The organism is Acinetobacter sp. ANC 4654 (assembly GCF_002135425.1).
Taxonomy (GTDB): domain Bacteria; phylum Pseudomonadota; class Gammaproteobacteria; order Pseudomonadales; family Moraxellaceae; genus Acinetobacter; species Acinetobacter kyonggiensis.
In genome coordinates, this window is sequence record NZ_NEGL01000001.1 from 592,281 (window position 1) to 616,382 (window position 24,102).

At 35.3% G+C, this 24,102-nt stretch carries 26 protein-coding genes, 1 tRNA gene and 2 pseudogenes; 7 read left to right on the top strand and 22 right to left on the bottom strand.

What is annotated here, in order from left to right:
* Positions 1-7 precede the first annotated feature (7 nt).
* The 12 genes and pseudogenes from B9T24_RS02800 to B9T24_RS02855 all read right to left on the bottom strand — a co-directional run bounded on the left by B9T24_RS02800 (position 8) and on the right by B9T24_RS02855 (position 10,515).
* Entirely contained in the window at positions 8-817 is an 810-nt protein-coding gene (locus B9T24_RS02800; protein ID WP_086164387.1) for an SDR family oxidoreductase, read from the bottom strand.
* A gap of 48 nt (positions 818-865) precedes the next feature.
* Complete coding sequence (locus B9T24_RS02805; RefSeq protein WP_228145685.1) at positions 866-1,738, bottom strand: TauD/TfdA family dioxygenase; 873 nt, start codon at positions 1,736-1,738, stop codon at positions 866-868.
* A 91-nt stretch (positions 1,739-1,829) separates the two neighbouring features.
* Entirely contained in the window at positions 1,830-3,359 is a 1,530-nt protein-coding gene (locus B9T24_RS02810; protein ID WP_086164389.1) for an AMP-binding protein, read from the bottom strand.
* Between the two features lie 50 nt (positions 3,360-3,409).
* The gene (locus B9T24_RS02815; RefSeq protein ID WP_171264824.1) at positions 3,410-4,147 is read right to left on the bottom strand and encodes a thermostable hemolysin; all 738 of its coding nucleotides are present in this window, start codon (positions 4,145-4,147) and stop codon (positions 3,410-3,412) included.
* 379 nt (positions 4,148-4,526) lie between these two features.
* Positions 4,527-4,791 (bottom strand): annotated as a pseudogene (locus B9T24_RS02820) (thioredoxin-disulfide reductase); the annotation flags it as partial.
* Between the two features lie 39 nt (positions 4,792-4,830).
* Positions 4,831-5,535, bottom strand: coding sequence for an arsenical resistance protein ArsH (arsH, locus tag B9T24_RS02825; RefSeq protein ID WP_086164390.1), 705 nt, complete (start codon positions 5,533-5,535; stop codon positions 4,831-4,833).
* Between the two features lie 4 nt (positions 5,536-5,539).
* Positions 5,540-6,580 carry an ACR3 family arsenite efflux transporter gene (gene arsB / locus B9T24_RS02830; protein ID WP_086164391.1) on the bottom strand — a complete coding sequence of 347 codons (1,041 nt, stop codon included), beginning with the start codon at positions 6,578-6,580 and terminating at the stop codon, positions 5,540-5,542.
* Positions 6,581-6,585: 5 nt separating this feature from the next.
* Positions 6,586-7,059: an arsenate reductase ArsC gene (locus B9T24_RS02835; RefSeq protein WP_086164392.1), complete on the bottom strand. Its 474-nt coding sequence runs from the start codon at positions 7,057-7,059 to the stop codon at positions 6,586-6,588.
* 6 nt (positions 7,060-7,065) lie between these two features.
* A complete protein-coding gene (locus tag B9T24_RS02840; RefSeq protein ID WP_086164393.1) occupies positions 7,066-7,386 on the bottom strand; it encodes a metalloregulator ArsR/SmtB family transcription factor in 321 nt (106 codons plus the stop codon).
* A 57-nt stretch (positions 7,387-7,443) separates the two neighbouring features.
* Entirely contained in the window at positions 7,444-7,878 is a 435-nt protein-coding gene (gene arsC / locus B9T24_RS02845) for an arsenate reductase (glutaredoxin) (RefSeq protein WP_086164394.1), read from the bottom strand.
* Between the two features lie 259 nt (positions 7,879-8,137).
* Positions 8,138-8,695 carry a hypothetical protein gene (locus B9T24_RS02850; protein ID WP_086164395.1) on the bottom strand — a complete coding sequence of 186 codons (558 nt, stop codon included), beginning with the start codon at positions 8,693-8,695 and terminating at the stop codon, positions 8,138-8,140.
* 1,253 nt (positions 8,696-9,948) lie between these two features.
* Positions 9,949-10,515 (bottom strand): hypothetical protein, encoded by a 567-nt coding sequence (locus tag B9T24_RS02855; RefSeq protein WP_086164581.1) that lies wholly within the window; start codon positions 10,513-10,515, stop codon positions 9,949-9,951.
* Between the two features lie 1,282 nt (positions 10,516-11,797).
* On the opposite strand from B9T24_RS02855, the gene B9T24_RS02860 reads away from it, so the two are divergent.
* The gene (locus B9T24_RS02860; protein ID WP_074947943.1) at positions 11,798-11,947 is read left to right on the top strand and encodes a DUF2256 domain-containing protein; all 150 of its coding nucleotides are present in this window, start codon (positions 11,798-11,800) and stop codon (positions 11,945-11,947) included.
* 186 nt (positions 11,948-12,133) lie between these two features.
* Here B9T24_RS02860 and B9T24_RS02865 read toward each other — a convergent pair whose 3' ends face one another.
* Positions 12,134-12,376 carry a TIGR03643 family protein gene (locus tag B9T24_RS02865; RefSeq protein WP_143223731.1) on the bottom strand — a complete coding sequence of 81 codons (243 nt, stop codon included), beginning with the start codon at positions 12,374-12,376 and terminating at the stop codon, positions 12,134-12,136.
* A 488-nt stretch (positions 12,377-12,864) separates the two neighbouring features.
* On the opposite strand from B9T24_RS02865, the gene B9T24_RS02870 reads away from it, so the two are divergent.
* Entirely contained in the window at positions 12,865-13,152 is a 288-nt protein-coding gene (locus B9T24_RS02870) for a hypothetical protein (protein ID WP_086164397.1), read from the top strand.
* Between the two features lie 108 nt (positions 13,153-13,260).
* Positions 13,261-13,337 (top strand) — tRNA-Met (locus B9T24_RS02875).
* 225 nt (positions 13,338-13,562) lie between these two features.
* On the opposite strand, the pseudogene B9T24_RS17360 reads toward B9T24_RS02875, so the two are convergent.
* From B9T24_RS17360 to B9T24_RS02895, 4 genes and pseudogenes are all read right to left on the bottom strand, one after another.
* A pseudogene (locus tag B9T24_RS17360) lies at positions 13,563-13,796 on the bottom strand (type I restriction enzyme subunit R domain-containing protein); the annotation flags it as partial.
* 15 nt (positions 13,797-13,811) lie between these two features.
* The gene (locus B9T24_RS02885) at positions 13,812-14,369 is read right to left on the bottom strand and encodes a lipocalin family protein (protein WP_143223727.1); all 558 of its coding nucleotides are present in this window, start codon (positions 14,367-14,369) and stop codon (positions 13,812-13,814) included.
* 349 nt (positions 14,370-14,718) lie between these two features.
* Complete coding sequence (gene uraH / locus B9T24_RS02890) at positions 14,719-15,120, bottom strand: hydroxyisourate hydrolase (RefSeq protein ID WP_086164398.1); 402 nt, start codon at positions 15,118-15,120, stop codon at positions 14,719-14,721.
* Positions 15,121-15,130: 10 nt separating this feature from the next.
* Positions 15,131-15,619 carry a GlcG/HbpS family heme-binding protein gene (locus tag B9T24_RS02895; protein WP_171264840.1) on the bottom strand — a complete coding sequence of 163 codons (489 nt, stop codon included), beginning with the start codon at positions 15,617-15,619 and terminating at the stop codon, positions 15,131-15,133.
* A 104-nt stretch (positions 15,620-15,723) separates the two neighbouring features.
* Here B9T24_RS02895 and B9T24_RS02900 point away from each other — a divergent pair, with 104 nt between their 5' ends.
* Entirely contained in the window at positions 15,724-16,395 is a 672-nt protein-coding gene (locus B9T24_RS02900) for a heavy metal response regulator transcription factor (protein WP_086164400.1), read from the top strand.
* Complete coding sequence (locus B9T24_RS02905; protein ID WP_086164401.1) at positions 16,392-17,774, top strand: heavy metal sensor histidine kinase; 1,383 nt, start codon at positions 16,392-16,394, stop codon at positions 17,772-17,774. The genes B9T24_RS02900 and B9T24_RS02905 overlap by 4 nt, the downstream gene beginning before the upstream one ends.
* Positions 17,775-18,305: 531 nt before the next feature.
* On the opposite strand, the gene B9T24_RS02910 is transcribed toward B9T24_RS02905, so the two are convergent.
* From B9T24_RS02910 to trpB, 5 genes are all read right to left on the bottom strand, one after another.
* The gene (locus B9T24_RS02910) at positions 18,306-18,503 is read right to left on the bottom strand and encodes a hypothetical protein (protein WP_086164402.1); all 198 of its coding nucleotides are present in this window, start codon (positions 18,501-18,503) and stop codon (positions 18,306-18,308) included.
* Positions 18,504-18,574: 71 nt separating this feature from the next.
* The gene (locus B9T24_RS02915; protein WP_086164403.1) at positions 18,575-18,802 is read right to left on the bottom strand and encodes a hypothetical protein; all 228 of its coding nucleotides are present in this window, start codon (positions 18,800-18,802) and stop codon (positions 18,575-18,577) included.
* Between the two features lie 110 nt (positions 18,803-18,912).
* On the bottom strand, positions 18,913-19,128 hold the full coding sequence (locus B9T24_RS02920; protein WP_004649268.1) for a cold-shock protein: 216 nt from the start codon (positions 19,126-19,128) through the stop codon (positions 18,913-18,915).
* A 539-nt stretch (positions 19,129-19,667) separates the two neighbouring features.
* Complete coding sequence (trpA, locus tag B9T24_RS02925) at positions 19,668-20,453, bottom strand: tryptophan synthase subunit alpha (protein WP_086164404.1); 786 nt, start codon at positions 20,451-20,453, stop codon at positions 19,668-19,670.
* Entirely contained in the window at positions 20,450-21,661 is a 1,212-nt protein-coding gene (gene trpB, locus B9T24_RS02930) for a tryptophan synthase subunit beta (protein WP_086164405.1), read from the bottom strand. Before trpB ends, trpA begins: the two co-directional genes overlap by 4 nt.
* Before the next feature lie 102 nt (positions 21,662-21,763).
* Between trpB and B9T24_RS02935 the strand changes: the two genes are divergently transcribed.
* Positions 21,764-22,651 (top strand): LysR family transcriptional regulator, encoded by an 888-nt coding sequence (locus B9T24_RS02935; RefSeq protein WP_086164406.1) that lies wholly within the window; start codon positions 21,764-21,766, stop codon positions 22,649-22,651.
* Positions 22,652-23,202: 551 nt separating this feature from the next.
* Entirely contained in the window at positions 23,203-23,808 is a 606-nt protein-coding gene (gene ribA, locus B9T24_RS02940; RefSeq protein ID WP_086164583.1) for a GTP cyclohydrolase II, read from the top strand.
* Positions 23,809-24,102 lie beyond the last annotated feature (294 nt).

Sequence of the window (24,102 nt, forward strand, 5' to 3'; positions counted from 1 at the left end):
AACCGCCTCATATCTCATTACAAGATTTTGCATAATGCTGAATTGTATATATATTTTTCTCAATAGAACTGGAAACTACATTAGGTAAAAGTTGATTCACTTTTACAAATATCTTTTCGGGGTAACCGACCTGATAAGCTTGCTGATCACTCTGAAGAAAATTATACAACTCTTCTGCAACCGACTCTGGGCTATCCATTTGCACTCCCAATTGCTGATTCATCTGAATCACCGCAGGGCTATTCATTGCCGTGTTGGTGGCACGGGGAGAAAAATATCTAAACTTGATCGCTGTTTTACAATATTCCCGCGCAAGAGCTTCAGTTGCTCCTCTTAGTGCAAATTTACTCGCGCAGTAGCTCACATAACCAGGATAGCCAATGCTGCCAAAAGTAGAGCCGATATTAATAATTTGGCTGGGATTTACTACTGACATCAATGGAATGACTTGCTGAATCAGTTCCAGCGGGTACGCTACGTTTATCATCATCATTTTTTCAATCATTTCATCATGCTGATCTGAAAATAAAGCAAAATCATTTATTCCAGCATTATTAATATAATAATTGATCGGTGTATTCAGCATAGCAAGCGCATCTATGAAATGCTGACGGCTTTCCCGCTTGGATAAGTCACAGCATAAATAGTTTAATTTGATGCTGGGATAACTCTTTGCAAGATTGGCTTGCATCTCTTTGAGCATCCCTTCATTCCTGCCAGCTAAAACAAGGTTAATACCTTTTTTAGCTAAAGTATTTGCAATGGCTTGGCCAATGCCCCCTGTTGCCCCAATAATTACAGCCGTTAAATTAGACATCGTTTTTCTCACTGAATATAAAAATATTTATGCAGCATGCGTACCAAGTTAAAAATTATGATTCATTCCCAGCCCCATGCTGATATAGAGTTTTCTATTTTCTAGCGGAACTAGAATTTCACGCCTGCCGTGCATAAAGCGCTTATTGTCAATAATCGCCAGATCACCATCCTGCCAATGAATTTCAGCAGTATATTTTTCACAGAGGTCGGCCAGTTCTAAAATTAAATCCGAGCTAATTTCCGCACCATCTGAAAAATGGTAACGCGGTTTTTGATAATTATAAGATGGCCCTAATAATGTATTGGCAAATGCCGGAATGCCCTTTAAATTATCATGCCGAATCATCTTCATCTTTAAGTGGTATTCAATTCCGTCATTCTCTGCTGGGCTGATGCTTTGACCAGGAATCATGTCTGTAAAGCGCTGTAAGTCATCCCAAGTCACCTCTTCAGGTGTATTGATATTCAAGGCAGCTGCAACATATTTTTGCCAAATATTTTTGGGCAAATGTCGGCTGATGGTCATTGGTGCTGAAAATTTTTCCTTTAATTTATCTGGCAAATTTAGCCAGACCAAATGACCATCGCATACCGTAGTCTGAGAACCCTGTGAAGCACTTAATGCACTGAAAAAGGCAATAATATCTGGTGGCAAAGGCGTGGTTCCATTTTCAATATGCAGCCCTACAGCGTGAGTGCCCGCATCCACTTTTTGCGATTGCTGAGTGATATTTTCACGTGCTGGATCGTAAGTTAACTTTTGGCATAATGATGTCATTAACTGGCTAAAACTGCTGACATCATAGTTTTCATTCCGCAGCAGAACCCAGCCATTTTCAATTAAAGCCGTTTTAATCTCTTTTCTTGCCGACTTTAAAAAAGGCTCATTTTCACCTGCATTCATCACCACTTGTTTCATATTCATATTTCCATCTCACTGTTACTGCTTATCGCCCAGCTTTCGCTTGAAGCAGAAATGATTTTGATTTTCCGAGAATTTTTTCACCGCATTAATCCAGTAATAAATCAACCTTAAACCGCTGCTGAATGGTATTTCTGCGCAATTTTCCATTGTCTGTCAGCATCTCATTTTTTAAAGAAAACGGCTCTTCAGTACGGCACCAATGCTGAATGTGCGCATAATCTGGCATACGGGAATTGGCTTTTTGTATTGCTTGATCAACCATACTGCTTGATACCGAATTTTTGGCATAAATCACCGCAGATAAATGCGGCTGCGCTTCACCAAAAACAGCAATCTGATTAATTTCAGGCTCAGTTGCGCTATTGGATTCCACCCATTCTGGAGAGATATTACGACCGAAACTGCTGACAATAATTTGCTTAATGCGTCCAGTAATAAATAAGTAGCCCTCTTCATCGAAAAAACCCGCATCACCAGTATGGATATACTGGCTCACAGGAATTTCATTTAAATAGCTTTGCATAGCATTGCCCTTTACCACCACCTCCCCATTTGGATTTATTTTGACTTCCACATGTGGCAGTGGTTGGCCCACGCTGCCTATTTTAATTGCATTGGGTAAATTTAAACTCACCACAGAAGCGCATTCCGACAGGCCATAGCCTTCATAAACAGGAAGCCCAAGCTTTTCACACTGCATCAGCAAATCGGGGGAAACTTTTCCACCACCTACGGCAATGAATTTTAAGCTGCTGAAACCTTCAGGATTATGCGTTGCAATATATTCCACAATGGCTTTGAGCATTTGCGGCAGCAAAATAACGCTTTCAATTTGATATTCTTTTACTGCATTGACAAAATTTTGGACTTTAAATTCATGATTTGAGATTAATCCAAATTGGCTGACCTCTCCTATAACCAGTGACCTGCCCATGCTCAGCGCCACGTATATTCCCGCTATATTTTCCAAGAGCGTCGCAAAAGGAATAAGGCACAAATGGCGCCCCAGCCGAAGTGGTTCCAGCGCATTACTCAGCGAATCTGTAATAGAGTTAAGCGTATCTTCTCCCAGACAAACGCCTTTAGGAGTACCAGTACTGCCAGAGGTATAAGTTATTTTTGACGGCTTTACAAAACCTGAACTTTCACGGCTATATTCAATTTTATTTTTTGTATTAACTAAATGAATAAATTGACCTTTTACAGCATCTACAACTGAAATATGCTTTACGATCTTATTTGCTTTAAGCTCTTCCAGCCATTCAGGTACGGCAGGCTGTTTATTGGCATCACTGCATGCATCAGTCATGAAAATCGTATCTGTACAGCTATCATTTAACAGATGTTTTATTTGATCTTTACTGAAAAATAGCGGAATAGGAACAACTGTGATATTGGCCTTTTTTGCAGCTAGATCCATCACAACCCATTCGATGCTGTTACTCCCAAAAATCGCAAGATTTTGGCTTTTCATCTGCATCAGTTCAGCTGCCAACGTCTCAACTTGCATCTGCAAATCAGCATAGCCAACTGTTTGATGTATAGTCACTAGCGCTTCCCGCTCTGGGCTATGTTTTGCATAATAAGCAATTGAATCAAATATTTTTTTCATCATCTTCAGAAATCCAAGTTTGAAACTGGTCTTTCCACCAGTTTCATGAGTATTTAGAAATTGGAATCATATATTTCTTGAGTTACAGCCAGCGCATCGGCCACATTTATTGCCAACACGAGAGGCTTTTGCTGATAGTAATTTCCCCATTGCTTCTGGGCAGCACCTAGTGCATTTGGATTGGCTTTATCGATAACATGAAAATGCAGCCCCATTTGCTGTAGGACATAGCGAACAGCAACTGTGCCAGTACACACCGCCCACTCAATTTTTTGCCGGCTTAAATGGAACACCAGAAAAGCCACCATCAGTTTTGCATTTTCCATATTCAGAGAAGCCAAATTACCAATTTCAACCAGCTTGTCCCTTGAAACCTTATTCTGAATGATTTTCTCTAAGCTCAGCTCTACTGGTGTTTCCAGATATTGTTCAAGAAAGGCATCTTTCCCGTTTAAATTTTCTATCCCAATCGCCACTTGCATCTTATTTTCGGTATAACCGGCAAACAGTGTTGAAAAAAACTCAGAGAGTGATGCATTATGGATTTCTTTATATTTATCACTGATAAAGCTTTCAACGCTCACTCGCTCTAATGTACGGCTGTGGTCTAAAGTTTGAACATCCAAACTGATGAATGTATTTTTGGACGACACTTTAGGCAATATTGCCACACAGTTTTTGTCTAAATCAGTTTTAGTAAATCGTTCTCTTTTATATTTGGAGTTATCTAAATTAAAGTCTAAATAATTAATCTTATTGGATGAAGCAGGTTTAAAGATGAATATAGTCATTATCATCTCACAGAAAAATATAATAAGAAAAAGATAGAATTTCAAACTTAAAATTTCCTTAATAATAAAACCACACACAAAACAAAAATTATAAAAATTTATTATTTTTCAAATATTTATATATTAAAAACCCAACAATAAAATAATTTTAATTTATTATTAATACACACTGTTAAATAAAAATAATGATAATTACTATCACTTGCTATATTATAATTATTCATACTTAAATATATTATTCAACCAGTACGCTAACAACAATCTTTTTATTATGAATAGGCTTTGTTACACAAAGCTTTAAAAGTTAAGCGAACCTCTGGGGTGTCTAAATTTAAGATATAACTTAGGTGTGTGGTCTACCTAATTCTGTAAATTTATTTAGCACGGCTGAACGAATGTTTAAATCAACTTCATTGATGTAATTGTACACAATCTCTGTACCAAAGCATTCCGCATGGGCTTGCATACGTTCCATGAGTGCTGGACCTGTTAAACTTTCAGGATCGCCTGATCAGTGATCAACTTCAGTGAGCATTATTAATTGACTCCCCCAGCTGTAAACCCACAATCAGTGTAAGCTTTAAGTTAGCGCGTGCAGCATAAACCGCAGCGCTATAACCATAAAATTCTGAATCTAAAGGAATTCATTCAGAATATCTTTTACATTTATTATCACCTAAAATTTATAAATGACGTTGATTCACACGTTTTGAAAGTTCTTCGGCAGACTCTTTTCGCTCTGAATAACGATCTGTGAGGTACTGACTTTGCCCACGGGTCAATAAAGTGAACTTATACAGCTCCTCCATCACATCGACAATTCGATCATAGAAAGCTGAAGGCTTCATCCTGCCATCTTCTTCAAACTCTAAAAAAGCTTTGGGAATTGAGGATTGATTTGGAATGGTGATCATCCGCATCCAGCGACCTAAAATACGCATTTGATTCAGGCTGTTAAAAGACTGTGATCCACCACTGACTTGCATCAGAGCCAATGTTTTCCCCTGAGTTGCACGGATTGCACCGCCTGCCAGTGGAATCCAATCGATTTGAGATTTGAAAATAGAACTCATGGAGCCATGACGTTCAGGTGAGCACCAGACCATGCCCTCTGACCATGCCAATAACGCATGCAATTCTTTCACTTTAGGATGTTCAGTATCTGCATCTTCAGGTAAAGGCAGCCCTTTAGGATGAAAGATTTTTACTTCAGCACCAAAACACTCCAAGATACGGCCCGCTTCCAACAGGGCTAAACGGCTATATGAACGCTCACGGTTAGAACCATATAGCAGCAAAATACGCGGTGGATGAGCAAGTTCTTTTGCTTGAACTTTTTCAAAGGTCGGTGGCTCAAGAAGATCTAGATCTACATTTGGAAGATTCATAGCGTTAGGCCTCTTTAAAGTATTTTTTTCTAAGCCAGAGTGAAACACTCACCAAGGCAATCAACACAGGAACTTCAACCAATGGACCAATGACAGTGGTAAAAGCAACTGGTGAAGCTAAACCAAATGTGGCAATTGCAACAGCAAGTGCTAATTCAAAGTTGTTTCCAGCCGCAGTAAACGAGATTGCTGCTGTCTTCGGATAATCATTGCCCATCCATTTGCTCATAAAGAAGCTAATAAAGAACATCAAGACAAAGTAAATTGTTAAAGGAATCGCAATTCGTAAAACATCCATTGGCAGGCTTACGACATCACCACCTTTTAGGCTAAACATAGCCAAAATCGTGAACAGCAAAGCAATCAAACTTAGAGGACTGATTTTCGGAATAAACTTGGTTTGATACCACTCCACGCCTTTTTGTTTCACCAAAATTAAGCGCGTTAAGAAACCGAATAAAAACGGAATACCGAGATAAACCAAAACAGCATGGGTAATGGTCCAGAAATCAACATTGATCACCTGCCCTGCAATCCCAAAATAAGGCGGTAAGAAGGTCAAGAATAGCCAAGCATAAGTACTAAAGAACACAATTTGAAAAATACTATTAAAAGCGACCAGCGCTGCGACGTATTGATTATCACCACATGCCAACCCATTCCAAACAAGAACCATAGCAATGCATCGCGCTAAACCAATCAGGATTACGCCCGTCATGTATTCTGAATAACTATGCAAAAATATAATTGCCAGAGCAAACATAAGTACGGGAGCGATCAACCAGTTTTGTACTAAGGATAGAGTCAGTGTTTTCTTGTCCTTAAATACTTGCGGCAAAGTCGCATAGTCCACTTTTGCGAGTGGCGGATACATCATGAGAATAAGACCAATCGCGATTGGAATATTCACCGAATCAATACTTAATTTATTGAGTGCATCAGAGGCTTGAGGGAAAAAATTTCCTATTGCAATACCTAACGCCATGGCAATAAAAATCCATAGTGTCAGATTACGATCTAAAAAAGACAAGCGTTTTTCAGACATTTCACTTACTCAATATTCGAAATTTGATTAATTGCTGCAATCAATTCTGAGCGAGCTAATTCATCTATATTTAGTTTAAATAAAGCAGCTAAACGACGGTTGATATGGTTGACTGTGACTTGAAATGCTTTTAGTTTTTCTTCTTTCGGTAAATCTAAATGTGAAGGATCAGCTAACCCCCAATGTGCCTTGATCGCTCCACCTAAATACAGTGGACATGCTTCTTGTGCTGCCGAATCACAGACGGTAATCACAACGTCAGGTTGGTATTGTTCGCAGTCATCAATCGTTTTACTCCACAAACCTTCAGTTGAAAGACCTAGGTTTTCTAGCGTTTCAATGGTTAGTGGATGCACTTGTCCAGATGGTTTACTGCCTGCACTATAAGCTTTCCAACCTTCTGGAGCACGGCTGTTAAAAAGCACTTCTGATAAAATACTGCGACAGCTATTTCCAGTACATAAAAAAAGAAATTTCATATTGTTCTACTCGCAATAACTATTGATTTGCTGAAAAGGTATTTCAACATTTGGTTGTAGTTCGGCATTCTTAAGGGTGTTGAGTACTTCTAAGCACCAAGCAGGTAAATTTGGATTAATGCTGTAATAAACCCATTGTCCCTGACGTCGGTCTTGCAATAAGCCCAAAGTACGTAATAATGCTAAATGACGAGAAATTTTGGGCTGACTGAGCTGTAATTTTTCAGTTAAGTCGCAGACACACTGCTCATTATTTCCAACAACCAACATGACAATGTTGAATCGAGTTTCATCAGCCAAACATTTAAAAAAATTGATTTGATCCATATTTTCACTCACTCAAACATATGGATATATTGATATTCACATATATCCATTAAATTTTTATTTCAATCGCTGCCCATTTGCATCAATCACTTGCTCACCATCTTCTTTGGTAAAAGCATCCTTTTGAGCTAATGGTAAAATATCTAAAACCACTTCTGATGGACGACTTAATCGAGTGCCTAGTTCAGTGACAACGAATGGACGATTAATTAAAATGGGATACAACTGCATAAAATCTAGAAGTTGTTCATCTGACCAACGTTCTTGATCAAGTTCAAGTTCCGAATATGGCGCAACATTCTTACGAATCGCCTCTCTTACCATTAAACCTGCATCAGCAATCAGTTGAGTCAATTCAGCTTTAGATGGAGGGTTAACTAAATATTCAATCACTTCAGGTTCAATATTGGCATTGCGGATTAAAGCAAGTGTATTACGTGATGTACCACAATCAGGATTGTGATACATCTTAACCTTAGAAGTAGCAGTCATTTGCTCAAACTCAACAAAACATTTACATATACTTATATACGAATAATCACATATATGTAAATCCATATTTACTGATTTAATAAATTTTATCTCGATAAAATAATTCTTAAGACTGAAAAGCTAATGATCAAAAAATACAACACCATGAATGGACTAAATTTGTCTAAGCGAGTGGTCGTAGTCCAAGCGTCATATTGAATAAATCATCATACTTTAGCCCACGCCTTTTATTCAAAGACAGCAGGCTATAGCAATTCTGTTAAAATCTGCGCTGCGGATCCAAATGATCCAGCTTATTATACTGCTGTTGCATATCATTAAATGCGTCAGAAAAACCAATTAATGAAACTTCATTTACAACAGGTTTAGCAGTATTAAATGCATTAAACTCTGTTTTCACTTCGAAGCCACGCTTGAACTGATCTATAATTGTTTGAGCATCGCGGTATAGCCCCTCGCGCGTCTGCCAAATACTATTATTATCAACTTTAAGCAGTGTAATAGAGTTTTTTTCATGCTTTATACCAACACTTAAGCTGTAATTATCATTCATACGCATTACCGTAATATGATTTTTACGCATTGTGCAAATTTTAGTGCCTTCACTGCTTTTTACCCAGCATTGAATATTCCAGCTTGCACGCCCTAATAATTGATTTTCAGATTTCTCAAGAGAGTCATTTGTACGCTGATAATCTACCCGCTGTATTAAATAGCTCAACCGATCGTTATTCATGCTTGTAGTTGCAGCCCCCGCTACATTTGCAATCGTTAAACCTAAAATCACCCCAAAAAAAATATAAGTATTATTTAACATTAGTTTATATAAAAAGCCAAATTAAGCACACTATAACAAACTTTTAATTATTCATACCTTATACAATGATTTTATTTACTAAACCCAAAATACATGATTCATTACTCTGTTAAATACAAAAAAAGAGTGTCTTTCCTATAATGATTTTTTCATTGAAAACATAATTGAAGGTCTCTTTCCTATTAACTGGTGGCTATATAAATCAATAAAAGTATTTATTTACCATCATGAATTTTCCAAATTTTCCTCTAACCCCAAGGACGACATGGGTAAAGTTAAGTACTCAAGCTTGATTATACTGCTCCTCAGGATCAGGTTCACTCAACCAAGGAGCAAACGAGCTGTATAATCAAATTCTAAATGCTCGTTTAGAAACAATAGAAAATATAAGTCATATAATTCCGATTGAATAACCTAAAGTATTAGCATCTCAAATTTTAAATTGCTTGGAAGAGTAAAATTTACAATAAAAAATATGAAATTAAATAAATGGGAACTACATATATTTTTTACTTAATTTGCATCAAAATTTAACATCACCAAAAACAAGCAATAAAAAAACCCCGACATCCTGTCGGGGTTTTTCGTATTGGGTGCTTTGGTATGACTCCTGTCTTACCTACATTCCTTGTCGCTTATTTTTTTATTGTTATCTGGAGCATCCTGCTCTCTATGTCCTCATGATAGTAAATTGAGTTGAAGTCGCATAGCCGCAAAAGACCTGAATTTGTGTGCGCTTAGGCGTACACAAATGCTTAATTTCCCCCCAAGATTTATCCGCATGAATTGAGGATAGTTTGGGCAATGGATGAATTAACAATGTACAACAGAGTTTTATACTGATGATTTATTAGTAAAAAATATAAAATCTGGATAAAAAAAAGCCGAATTTTTTCCAAGCCAGATTCTAGGTTTTTCGCCCTTTTTCACAGTATAACTTTTTTGAAATTCGATACTATTTTTTCATTTCGTATAACACCTATTATGTTCAATGGGTAAAATTAATACTTAGAAATTAATTTCCTGACTTTAACTCAATGATTTAAAAAATTTTACAGACGAAATTTTGTTCTATCCCTAGCCGAATTTGAATTTCAGCAGTCGCCGAAAGCGATCCGCTGAAATAAAGGATGATGTCATTTAGGCGCAGCTAAATATCAAACCACACCAAATCATGACTGCGACTCGATCAGCCATAAATAGACTTTGGGTGTACTCACCGTTGAATTAGGTGAAGATCACCCACATCTGTGTCACTTGACTGGAATCATTAAGTGTTGGTAAGGCGTTCCTGGCCACATCACGTAAGGGGCAGCAGTGTCTGGCTGAGCACTCTTGGGGTACATGTCGTAGAAGCGGGATTCCGCCCCAACGATCATGACATGCGGGCCTGTCTTGATCCAATGGTTGCCCGCAGTGGGTTTCTTGGCATAAGGATCCATATTACTGGCATCTGTGCCACCTGCCAGCATGTACATAAAGCCAACCTTACCCACCGTCGGTGTTTTGTGGCCAATCCAAGCTTCTGCCCATTCCAGAGCGACCTTGTCCATACACATCGGATCGGGGCCAGGAGTCGCCGGATTATCGGGCATACAGGTAAAGGCGTTGTTGCCTTTTCGCAAGGTGCGCATCTGTCCATCAGCACCCATGGCCACAATGGTGGCCGCTGTGCCCACTTTTTTCGGTGCTGCACTTATTGCACTAGCGATGGCTTGCTTGTCAGCCCCACCTTTGCCCCTCATTTGATCGGCGGCGAAAGCTGTGGATGTAGACAGTGCAATCCATCCAGCCATCATCAACACTTTAGGGAAATTCATAGCACGTTCTCCTTGCATCATGAGTGAAAACACCTAGAAGACGGCTGGATTAGACTCACCAATCGAGCGAGCAACACGCTTTTGCTCTATGGTTGTCAGCACAGAACGATAAAAAGCTGGCATATACTAGAGGTCAGCGTAGCATCACTGTCATGCAATACCCGTGTGAAGCACATGTCCTTTACGAAAAAATCAGATCTGACGTTCCCAATCATGTACTGCAATGGCTATATACTCACCTAGAACTGTTGTCGCTAAACAGGAAAATAGGTACAGGAATGCCTAAACCCAGCAACAAAAATGGCTAAACTAAATACTATAAGGACGCGTGCTGTAGCATTTACACCGATTGTTCGAAGAACAAATCACGTTTGTGAGATCTAATTAAAGTTAAACAACACCTTTGTCATCTACTTAAAACTAAAATCAAGCATAACCATTCTTGTGTAGATTAATTTTTAATCATATTTAATTGTTACGTCAACATGATGTACCACAATGTACAGATTCCACAACAAATAAGATCATTACAACAAAATAGCTTACAAAGCGAGTAAGGCTGTATCGTTAAAAATTTAAATGATATTTAACTGAATATGCTCATAATTTAATATCTCGACCACACAAAAATAGTCACTTAACACATTCATTGCAATTGAGATGCAATCAACACAATCTTCATTACTAAAAGTTTAGATACCCATCATACTGTGTAATTTGTATTTATTTTAATCACACTACATTTCATTTTTACATCTAACTTAGAGTTTGAATCATTACTACTTCTTGATGCTCATATGTTAAAGAGTAACACGAAGATATTTTGTCCTATGAGTTTGTTATTCGAATGCAATTGAAAGTACAACATTAATGCGCTAACTTAAAAGGTGATACGACGATGAAATCTATACGTCGTCCAGTATTGGATTTCTTCGTATCCCTTTTTTATTAATTGATGCACTCATAATAATCATTTTTAAAAATATCTATATGAATAAGCACAATGTTATAGATACATTGGTATTCTCGGCATCTATTTTCACAAAAAATTGCTATAAGTAATTTTAAACTGCACTTTATATCCACCTCATGTTCAGCCTCTTATGCATTTTGGTTTAATTTTAGGTGATCAACTTCATCATCAGCTGGCAACACTAAAATATTTAGACCGTTCAGAAGATGTATACCGATGCCTATGAATGGGTCGAATTGCCGAATACCTTAGGTATGGTGATGCATGCAGATGGAGGCTTACTCAGCTAACTAGATGAATTATAAGTTGATGAAAAAACAGCATCTACCAGAAAAAATCTGTGCTTACTGTCTGCGTCCCTTTACATGGCGAAAGAAATGGCAACGCTGCTGGGATGAGGTCAAATACTGCTCTGAAAGATGCAAACGCCAGTCGCCACTCAGAAAATCGGCCCAATAAAATGGAAATAAAACATCTGTATTTCAGTCGAATAATTCATATTTCATGGCAGGTTTTGATCAACTTTAAATTAAATATTCCTTGTAGATAAAAGGACTCATTTTAAAAACATAAATCCCTAATAATTCAACAAGTTCAAGTAGGATGGTGGAATAAGAGACTCAACCATCCTGCCACATTTTATAGTTAATGATGCTTATACTGGCGTGTACAATAACCACGGCTTACTTCTGAAGAACGTAACTGCAAATGCTTGGTTTTACGCCCTGCCACACGTTCACGCCACAACTTAAAACTACCCAACTTTAAATTTTGCCGCATTAACCGAATCACAGCAGATTCATTCAGTCCAAACTCACGCTCTATGGCTTCAAAAGGTGTTCTATCCTCCCATGCCATTTCAATAATCCGTGATAGATCTGCACCCATATATTCGATAATATTATCCACAGCATCGCCCTTATTTTGTTGAAAATATAAATATCAAAATCATGAAGATGAAAAAATAACCAACGGTCTATATCGTATAAGCTATCTTTTCTAATCTTTAAAAAATATTGTTTAGCTTTCAATTTTAAAAGACGCAAGATGAAGAATTTGTGATTTTTTATCTCTCAATAACTTGAATCGTGGATAAGAAATTGACTTAAAATTTGAGAGCTCATCACTTGATGAGCTTTTTTAATTTCTTTCATAATGTTGAAATAAATTAACGCTATATTTAGCGAAAATAAAGAATAACTGAAAAAATCAAAGTGCAAATTAAACCTGTTTACCCCGGGAGAGGTAAACAGGTTTTTTATTTTGATAGGGGCTTAGAAAATTTAGTCATCTAACTGGACTTATTTTATTAATTTTTAATTGAATTAGCATGAGCTATTGTTGGTATAGTGATCCGTTACTCGGATACTTCTAATATGAACGATACTTATAAATATCTATATACGCACATCAGTATATTTGGATCTTTACCAACGCATAAGGTGTTTATAAGCAATACTAGCAATAAGTCAAAATTAATTTTTGCTGATAATACTTTTATGTATGGTTTAGTTTCTGATTGGGCTTTGAAAAATTCAGATTTTGGTAGTGATAAAGTCACTTGGATGGAAGAGCCTAAATCCTATTTGGAAAATGAAAAAAATAAGTTGGTTTTATATAAGTCCTCTCACCCTCTATTTATAACTGAGTCAGAAATTCGATAAATTTAGTTGAATTGTCCCGCTATTTAGTGGATTTTTGGAGACTTAAATGTTTATTTAAAATAAAGATTGTATTAAGTCTTAATAACATGTATAACGTCACTTCGTTGATGCGGGATGGAGCAGTCTGGTAGCTCGTCGGGCTCATAACCCGAAGGTCGTTGGTTCAAATCCAGCTCCCGCTACCAACGAGAAAAATTTAAAGTTTATACCCTGATTTGCTTCATGCTTATTAGGGTTTTTTTATACCTATATTTTAGATAACTAGATTCTGATAGTAAAAACTTGGCAATTAATCAGAAGTTTTGCATTTGGTGCTACAGTAGGTCAGTTGATTATGACTGAATAACTAAATTGAATATTTGTATCGGTGGTGATTTAGATGGTCAAGTTGTTAACCTAAAAAAGCATAATTACCATTCAAAATACGATTGGTTTGAAAAAATACTTGAATCAAACCCTGTCAGGAACATATTCACCAGAAGTAGAATATCAATTTGTTTATTTTTACATGCCGAGCAATATCACGGTAATACGCATAAAACTGATCATCTGAATTAAAGTTAATGTTAACTTTTTGATTGTATTGTACGATCTGACTTATCTCGGCTGGATTGATTAATTTGTGTTGGTATATCTGTGGTCTCAGCGGGAAGTACTGATTACTGTTGCGGTGTTTTAACCAACTTTGATAAATCATAGCCATATTGGCGTGCAGTGTCTAAATAAGATTGATATGTAGCTTCATCTAAATGAGGCTTTTTAGATAAGATCCATAAGTACTTATGCGATGGTCCACCGATGAGCGCTACCTGATATTCAGTATCTACTTTTAACACCCAGTAATCCCCTTTGGTAAAAGGTAACCATCTTAAACCAGCAGGTAAAAAACTCACTTTGAGTTTGCTCATTCCTTCATTTTGAGGATAAGCCACCCCTTGTGAAGCAATTATTTTTCCACTTTCCGTACGACAGCTATTTAATACAGCAATAGTCTGATCTAAATTAACTGTATATTGAGCAGTCGTATCGCTGACACAATTCCGTTGAAAGTACATGGGAATGTGCGCAATTTCATACCATTTTCCTGCGTACTGATTCACATCAATTTTTTCGACAGCCTTCGGTTTCATGGTTCCTGCTTGAGCTACCACAGAAAAACCTAGACTGACGCAGGTCATTAAACCTGTAGCAAAAAGAGCTTTGATTAAAGTTTTCATTTAATAACCTTCTATGCATTTCATATTGCCAAAATACACCAAAGGAGTGTGAATAAACTGTGAATAAAGAAGGAAAAAATGAGATTTTTAAAAACCAAGGCTTATTCAAAAAACCAATCATTTCATACAACAGATGAAAATCACATTAATGCCTGAAATATTAATGAGGCTTCTTTCATAAGTCACTTCTTGATCAACATAGCTACTTCGTAAAGCTAAAATTAATAATAAATTTTAGTAGGTATTCGATTCATGAGTCTGGCACGAATACCACACGTTTCAGATCCTTGCGTTGCATTTTAAAGTAATATATTAAATTTACTCAGGATTTTGACCGCTTTTTTATTTATTAATTGCCTCTATATGTCGAATATCCATAGGGACTTAACAGCAATGGAATGTGGTAATGACTTACACTTCCATCAACTTTAAAAATTACAGGTACTTCAGGAAAGAATGTTTTTTGATTGTTCTTTCTGAACCAATCTTCAGTTTTAAAAGTAACCTTATATGTGCCTTGTTCTAACTTTTTATTTTCAGGATAAAGTGCGCTAATACGACCATTTGGCCCAGTAAATTGCTGATTGAGCTTCACCCACTGGTGACCTGTATTCTTTTCTAAGACGACTTCAACATTAGCAGATGGTAAGCCATTTTCTAAATTTAAAACATGAACACTCAATGGGTTATCTTGTGCAAATGTCATTGATGTCAATAATACAGTAAAGACTGGTAATAATTTCTTCAACATAATTTAATCCTTAGTAATTTAAAGTAGCCTGAATTGCAGATGCCGCACAATGATTATCATTTTTTGCACCACCAGCTCCAGCGACACCAATCGCTCCTACAACTTGATTTTCATAACGAATAGGTAAGCCCCCACCTAACAAAAGTAAATTAGATAAAGTTGTTAAATTTTTTGCATCACTATTTTCATTTGCAGTTTGGCTTAATAACATGGTTGATGTTTTTGTCGATAAAGCGGTATAAGCTTTCTTCTCTGCAGCAGCTAAGTTGTGCGGACCAACCGATTCATGTCTGTGAGCTATAAGGGGATTCCCACCCTGATCGACTACTACAACTGCTATATTGTGATTCAATTTTTTACATGTACTCTCAGCTTCTTGCACTAGCATTTGCGCAGTCTTAGAATCTAGTGAGTAAACTTGATTCAATTGAATAGATTGTGCAAAAGTACTATTACTGAATAACATTGCTGTTAAAACAAGCCATTTAAGTTTGTTCATCATGATTGTCCTGACTTCATTTTTAAAATCTTATACAAACGGAATGATCTAAAGCATGACAATCACATTACAAAGTTGTCATCTTACAAATGAGTCTAAGCAAAATGTGTATTCTGATTATCGAAGATGAAATGAAGATCGCCTCATACCTCGTTAAGGGATTAAAGGAATCTGGTTACGATGCTGAATGTGTTCATTTAGGGCTAGAAGGCTTGGAAAAATTAAAGATGAATCAATATTCTTTGCTTATTTTAGATGTGATGCTGCCAGATATAGATGGTTGGAGCATATTAAAGATATTGCGTCAGTTTTCTAAGATACCTGTGATTTTCCTAACAGCGAAAGACCAAATTTTAGATCGAGTTAAAGGTTTAGAACTTGGGGCTGATGACTATCTTGCTAAACCATTTTCTTATGTTGAATTATTGGCACGAATTAAAAGCTTATTAAGACGCCAGCAGTATTTTCAGGAAAATGAATTATTCATTGGAAATTTAAAAATGGATTTAATTCAACATAAAGTTTGGCGAAATAACCTATTGATAGAACTAAGTAAAAAAGAATTTAGCTTATTGCGCTTTATGTTGCTTCATCAAAACGAAATTATTACACGGAGACAAATTGGTTCAGAAGTATGGAATATTAATTTTGATACTGATACTAATTTTATAGATGTCGCTGTTCGGCGCTTACGCAGTAAAATTGATGAAGGACATGATTTAAAATTAATTCATACCGTTCGGGGATTGGGTTACAAAATTTCGGTTAATTTATGATTTTAAAATCTTTTCGCTCTCTAGAACTACGTTTAACGCTATTGGTAACATTTTGCAGCGCGCTTGTTTTGTGCGCTGTAGCGTTTATGACATATTTGGGAATTAACCAGATTTTAATTATCCAACAGGATCGAGCTTTAGCAGAAAGAATTGAACGGCTCGAAATTTTACTTCAAGACAGTGAAAATATAGAACAGATCATAGCGCGCCCTAAACTTTATCAGAACATGCTAGGTAACCTAGATAATTTATTTCTATTAATTCATAAAGACAGTATCTTAATTAATATCAATCCACTTGATATTCCTCTTCCTGAATTAACACGTCAGACAAATATTCAATTTCGCGATTTACCTGCTGATGAATATCCAACACGTATTGCTTGGAAAACCATCCAAATCAACAATCAACCTTATTTATTAATCGCAGGAAAGCAATGGTCTGAACGAATAGCGATACTCTCACCTTTTCGAAGCAACCTTCTCACTTATGTATTAACAGGCATCTTAGGGATTTTTATACTCTGCGCTATTGCTAGTCGCTTAGGATTAAGCTCATTACGAAAACTCCGAGAGCAAACGCATGCAATTAATATTCACCAACTTCAACAACGCTTAAACCTTGCAAACTCTCCACAAGAAATTGAACAACTTTCATCAGATATTAACAAAATGCTTGACCGTATTGAAGTGGGCTATGGCCAACTCAATCGCTTCTCCGAAGATATTGCTCATGAATTTAGGACACCGTTAAATAATTTAATAGGTCAAACCGAAATTTTACTCATGGGTGAACGCAGCTCTGCACAATATCAGGAATTATTGATCTCAAACCTAGAGGATTACCAACGTTTAAAAAGGATGATTAACAGTATGCTGTTTTTAGCACGTGCTGATCGTCATAAGGTTTTATTAAACAAACAGATCATTCAAATTAAAACGCTGATAGAAAACATTTGCAGTATTTTCGAATACCAAGCTGAAGACCAAGCATGTAATTTTGTTTTTAGACTAAAAGAATCCGAATTATTAGCTGATCCAGAATTATTACAACGTGCCCTTTATAATCTGATTTCAAACTCACTTATGCATGGCGGAAACAATCGTACAATTTATATTGGCAGCATCAAAAAGGTTCTCAATAATATAAATATGATTAGATTATTTGTAATCACCAGTGATATTGAAATTCCAACCGAACATTTAGATTCTATATTTGAAAGGTTTTATCAATGTAATCCAAGCAGACAAAATCATCACCAAACAGGAGGCTTAGGCTTATCAATTGTTGCTTCCATAATGACTCTTCATAGCGGTACATACCAAGCTTACAATACCTCAGAGGGTGTGTGCTTTGAATTAGTTTTTCCACAAGAATGATAAATCGCTAACATCGAGTCATTTTAATCAACCTTCAATCATTTTGGCATAATTAGTATTGAGAGATCTTCATATCAATGTTTATCATCTTAGATTTTTTTTATAAATGCCAATTTTTAAACTCCGTAAATTTTAAATCTTTTTTGTTCTATGTAAAATTAACCTAGTGCAATGAAGCCCCCGTGTGGAACGTACATAATCAAAGCAATGGTCGTTTGGCTTAAATACTCCGAATTTTTGAATCACTCAAGGTCAATTTCCCTATCGATTGCCGCGTTTGCCCTGTAGTACCCGTGTCTATATATGTATTTTTAATCGTACGGATTTGCCTTGCATCATCGCTGTCTTACTCGGCCTATTAATTTTCTTTAAAAGAATATTTTATGCTCTTTACTGAGCATGTATAAAAATCCGCATATAACTAAAAAATAAGCAATAAAAATCCCCAACAGAATGTCGGGGATTTTTTTATAAAATTTAGTTCGAATAATCTATATGAAGATATATTGAATTAAACAGAATTTGGTTTATCTATACAATTTTGAAAATTTTTCCGCTTAAGGTACTTTGAAAAAACATTTCGAAACTTGGCCGAATATCTTCACCATCAACGGTGATATGTTTTACATTAGAAGAAGATTGCGTATTAGCAAAATGCTTATCAACTGTTGCTTGAATAGCGTGTTTAATACCAAATTGATCTTTCACACTGAGACTTTGTTTAAGCATTAATATACCTTTAATAATATTGTAGTAGAGAAAATATATAGATTTAAATTATTGATATATATAATTATTATCTAAATAATTTTATGCTTTAACTTAAATAGCTGGTGTAAAGAAGTATAAAATGTACGACCATCTAAATTTAAATCAACCACAATCCCAGACTGAAGAAGAACTCTTTTGCCTACTTCAATTTTTCTTAAACCTTGACGTGTATTTTGCATTTTATTTAGGGGAATTAACGATACTATAATTTCAGTACCATTTTTAGATTTTGCAATTAAATCATTTATTTTTAACAACTTATATCCTATTCTGGGAGACTCTTCCGATTTGGAAAACAACTTTAAATTAAATTTTGGATTATAAAAAAAGCACTGATTAGTGCTTTTTTATTACTGCCTATTATTACTTAGATAGCAACAATATTTACAGCATTTGGTCCTTTTTGACCTTGAGCTACACTGAATTCAACCATTTGGCCTTCAAGTAAGGTTTTGAAACCTGAACTAGCGATTTCGCTGAAGTGAGCAAAAACATCTGGACCTGATTCTTGTTGAATAAAACCGAAACCTTTAGTTTCGTTGAACCACTTTACAGTACCTTTAACAACATTTGAGTTTGACATAATATATCCTACTGATTTTTTAATAATTTTTAGTCAACTTATTGACTGATTATAACTTTGAAAATAATAAAGAATGAGACTTAAAATCTGAAAAAACGAAGGATTATGACTAAAACTGCGATACTTAAAGAAGATTTACCGAAACAAGACTTTTTTCTAGTTAAGTTAACTATACACTAAAAATAAAATTAATCAAGTTTTCTTATATATATATTTACTTTTCTTATAAAAAGTCAGATTTATTAAAAAATTTAGTTATTTCAATGGTTTCTATTTTCATTGTAATTGTAACAAAATAAGGTTAATCTGCTGACTTAGTAAGTTTGACAACAAATGAATGCGATTGTATAGCTCTGTAATAATAATATTGGCGTTTTTAATTTCGGGAATGATGGTTGTTTCCCATATGCAAAGAGCTTATGTAACCTTCACAATTTAACCTTATTGTTTACCAGTAAATCTAAGAAAAAAACCGCCTAATGAGCGGTTTTTATATATGAGTCATACTAATAAAAAAATATCTTGAATAAGTACAAAAACTATTCGTTATCTCTAAGTACTTTTGCAAATTTTTTGACCTTTTCTATTGTCGCATTCAAACCTTCCTTAAAAAAAGTTTCAACGAATGCCGAACCTATAACGATTAAATCTACTTTATTCGCTAAAGCTTTAACATGACTTTCATTTTTGATACCAAAGCCAATTGCTATAGGAATATGAAATATTGGTTTTATTTGAGCTATCTTCTTCTCAAGATTTTGTAGGTTTAAAGTTCCTCCAGTTAAACCATTTTCTGCAACATGATATAAAAAACCTGTAGCACTCTCTGATATTTTTTCTAATCTATCAAGTGGAGTAGTTGGAGCTGTCATAGAAATTAAGTGCATATTTTTTGCATTTAATATCAATTTAAAATTATCTTGATATTCATGTGGCGCATCTAAAATAAGGATGCCATCAATAAGGCTTTCTGTTTCAAATACAAGTTTTTCGAAATCGTATTGCATAATCGGATTTAAATAGGTCATGAATACAATAGGTGTTTTATTATCATTTAACCTTATTTTTTTGACCAATTCGATAGTTTTACTCACAGTTTGGCCAGCACTTAAAGCTCGGATATGAGCGGCCTGAATGATTTCGCCATCAGCAACAGGATCAGAAAATGGAATGCCAATTTCAATAATATCTGCTCCAGCTTGGCCTAATTGACTAAATAAATTACAGCTTTCTGAAAAGTCAGGATCTCCAGCAGTCAAATAACACACGAGACCGCTTCGCTTTTCCTGTTTTAATTCCTTTAATTTTTGGTCTAAACGGTTCATTCTGTTACTCCTGCGAGATATTTTTTGACTGTATTTAAATCTTTGTCACCTCTCCCACTTAAATTGACAATAATGGTCTGTTCAGGTCGCATTTCTTTGGCCAATTTAATTGCATATGCGATAGCATGAGCACTTTCCAGTGCAGGTATAATTCCCTCCTGTTGACTTAAAATCTGAAATGCATTGACTGCATCCTCATCATTTACAGCTACATAAGTAACGCGCCCTGTTTCAAACAGGATGCCATGCTCAGGACCAACCCCAGGATAATCTAATCCTGCCGATATAGAATGTCCGTCTAGAATCTGTCCATCTGAATCTTGTAATAAGTAAGTCAAATTACCATGTAGGACGCCAACGCTACCTTTTGAAATAGATGCAGCGTGCTCACCGCTGTTTGTTCCTTTTCCACCAGCTTCAACCCCAAACATTTTGATACTCGTATCTTGTAGAAATGGGTGCATTAGACCCAATGCGTTGGATCCGCCACCCACACAGGCAACTAAAGCATCAGGTAGTTTATTTTCTTTCAGCAGTATTTGATTTTTAGCTTCTATGCCAATAATTTTCTGGAACTCTCTCACTATGGTCGGATAAGGATGAGGACCTGCACCCGTTCCTAATAGATAATAGGTCGTATCTACATGACTGATCCAGTCACGTAATGCCTCATTCATAGCATCTTTTAGGGTTCCACGACCTTTCTTAACGCTTTTAACTTCAGCTCCTAGTAATTTCATTCGATCAACATTCATTTGCTGACGATGAACATCCGTTTCACCCATGTAAATGGTGCATTTAAGCTTGAAAAGAGCACATACTGTTGCTGTTGCAACACCATGTTGCCCAGCACCTGTTTCTGCAATAATTCTTGTTTTACCCATTAATTTAGCCAACAAAATTTGTCCAACACAATTATTAATTTTATGGGCACCTGTATGGTTCAAATCTTCTCTTTTAAGATATATTTTGGCTCCTCCAGCATACATTGTTAGATTTTTTGCATAAAACAAAGGGCTGGGGCGACCAACGAAATCCGTTAAAATTTGTCGATATTCAGTCCAAAATTCGGTTTTATGCCGAATAATATTAAATTCTCGCTCTAGGTCTTGAAGAGCAGGCATAAGACTTTCTGGCATATAGCACCCGCCAAATCTTCCAAAAAATCCTGCTTTATCAGGACCATTACCTGTATACAGTGTTGTCATTGCATATCACTTGAAGAATCAAAATTTTCTTAATCTTAGAAGATTTCCATTTTTTTTATAATTGATATATTTTTAGATCATGATGTTAGAAAAATTCACACTATGAAAGGTAGAAAATTACCCCCATTAAATGCTTTGAAAGCATTTGAAGCGGTGGCTAGAAATAGAAGTTTCAGCTTAGCTGCAGAAGAACTATGCGTAACCCATAGTGCTGTTAGCCATCAAATAAAACAGTTGGAAGAATGGTTTGATAAAAAATTGTTTATTCGACATTCATCAACTATCTCTTTAACAACAGATGCAGAAGAATTATTTCGCCTTTGTAGTCACTTTTTTAACGATCTAGAAAAATGTGTTTTTGAATTAACAAATAAAGCTTCTGAAGTTGAAATTGTTATTGGAGCATCTCATAGTTTTATGGCGAATTGGCTCATTCCACGATTAGAAAAAATTGAAATAATCTATCCAAATATTCACATTAAATTAATGATATGCAATGATTTAAAATTATTAGAAAAAGAAAAAATTGATATATTTATCAATAGCTCGGGCATGGATTACATGCTTTCAGAGTCTCTGGAAAAATACGCTTTATTTCCTGATAACATGGGACCTATTTGTAATCGTAAAACATATAACTTAAATACAATAAATGATATTTTGAACTATCCACTACTCCATACCCATTCAAATAAAAATGCATGGGATATATGGTTTGATAAATCAAGACTTCATTCTCCACATAAATCTAGTGAACGTTATTTTGATAATCTAAATTTAATGATAGAAGCAGCTGTTTCCGGCTTAGGTATTGCAATAGCACCTCAAATTTTAGTAGAAAAAGAAATATTGAGTGGAAGGATAATGGCTCCTTTTGGCTTCATATATTGTGACTATAATTTTTACGCGGTAGTCAGAAAAAATAGTGCTAACAGTGAGATTATGAATATTGTTAATTGGTTACAGTGTGATACCAAAACAACTTCTTAGATAATCTGAATCTCGGATAAAAAATTGACTTGAAAAAAGGTGGCTGAAAACCATTAGGGAGTCACCACACAACCTACGCCCCCAGCCACCATATTCCTTGCGCCATATATGGCTCATACATATTTCTTCTGCATGATTGATGATTACCAAAGCAGTCATTTATAGATGGATTTAACTCTGTTATTTGTATATAAAAATAGTGTATTCAATGGCATAAATTCATTTCAGTAATTTCAACGCACGGCATAAGCTCACTGGAACGACTCTTTGGTTGTAATAAATTAAAAACTTATTCTGTTTTACTCATAGTAGTTTCACAAAAAATTCACTACCAAATAACTATTATCATAAATGAAATTTGATATATCAAATAGATTATTCAATCAATCTTAGCTGAATTAATTACGGCAATACTTACTCCATTTAATGGAGTAAGTATTTATTTAAAGATGTATTAATTTAAAAATAATATCTGTAATTGTTATATATTTTTAACGATTAATGATAAGTATTTAATTTTAATGTTTTCTAAAATATAAATGGATGTATCAGTGACTATAGAATTCGTGGCTAAATCTAAATTACCGACTGCTTTTGGCGATTTTGAAATTATAGCATTTCAAGATTTAAGTACTGGCGAAGAACATGTTGCCCTTTCTAAAGGGCTAGATACTATTCCAATGAAACCAATATTAGTCAGAATACATTCTGAATGCTTAACTGGCGATGCCTTTAGTTCATTAAAATGTGATTGTGGTCCACAATTACATTCCACAATGAAAATGATCAGTGATGAAGGTCAAGGAGTGATTTTATACTTACGTCAAGAAGGTCGTGGTATAGGTTTGACTAATAAGATTCGTGCATATGCACTCCAAGATCAAGGACATGATACTGTTGATGCAAATTTGCTTTTAAATTTACCAGCAGATGCTCGTCACTATGATATGTGTACTATTATGCTTGATTATTTAAAAGTTAAAGAAGTAAGACTAATTACTAATAACCCTCTTAAAGTTAATTCATTGAAAAATTTAGGTATTAATGTAGTTGACCGTGTCTCTATAACAGTAGGTTTAAATATCTTTAATAAAGACTATTTACAAACAAAACAGGAACGTATGTCACATATGTATAAAAAAATTGACTTTAAGTAGATTAAAATTTCATTAGTATTTTCAATTATACACAACACACATTATGCGAAGTATGGATATTAAAAATCAAGTAGAAATATCCACTTTTAGAATAATAATACTCTTAGTTTTTTACATTAAAGGGTAATCATTTTTATTAGCTCGTAAGTTACGAATTATTTTTTAAGGTTAAGTTCTTTATCCTTCATCCCTGTAATATTTTTTGCACTGTTTCACTACAAGCTTCCAACATGGCAATATAAGCTTTTAAATTCTCCATATTGACTTACTCATAATTAACATGAGTACCATCTA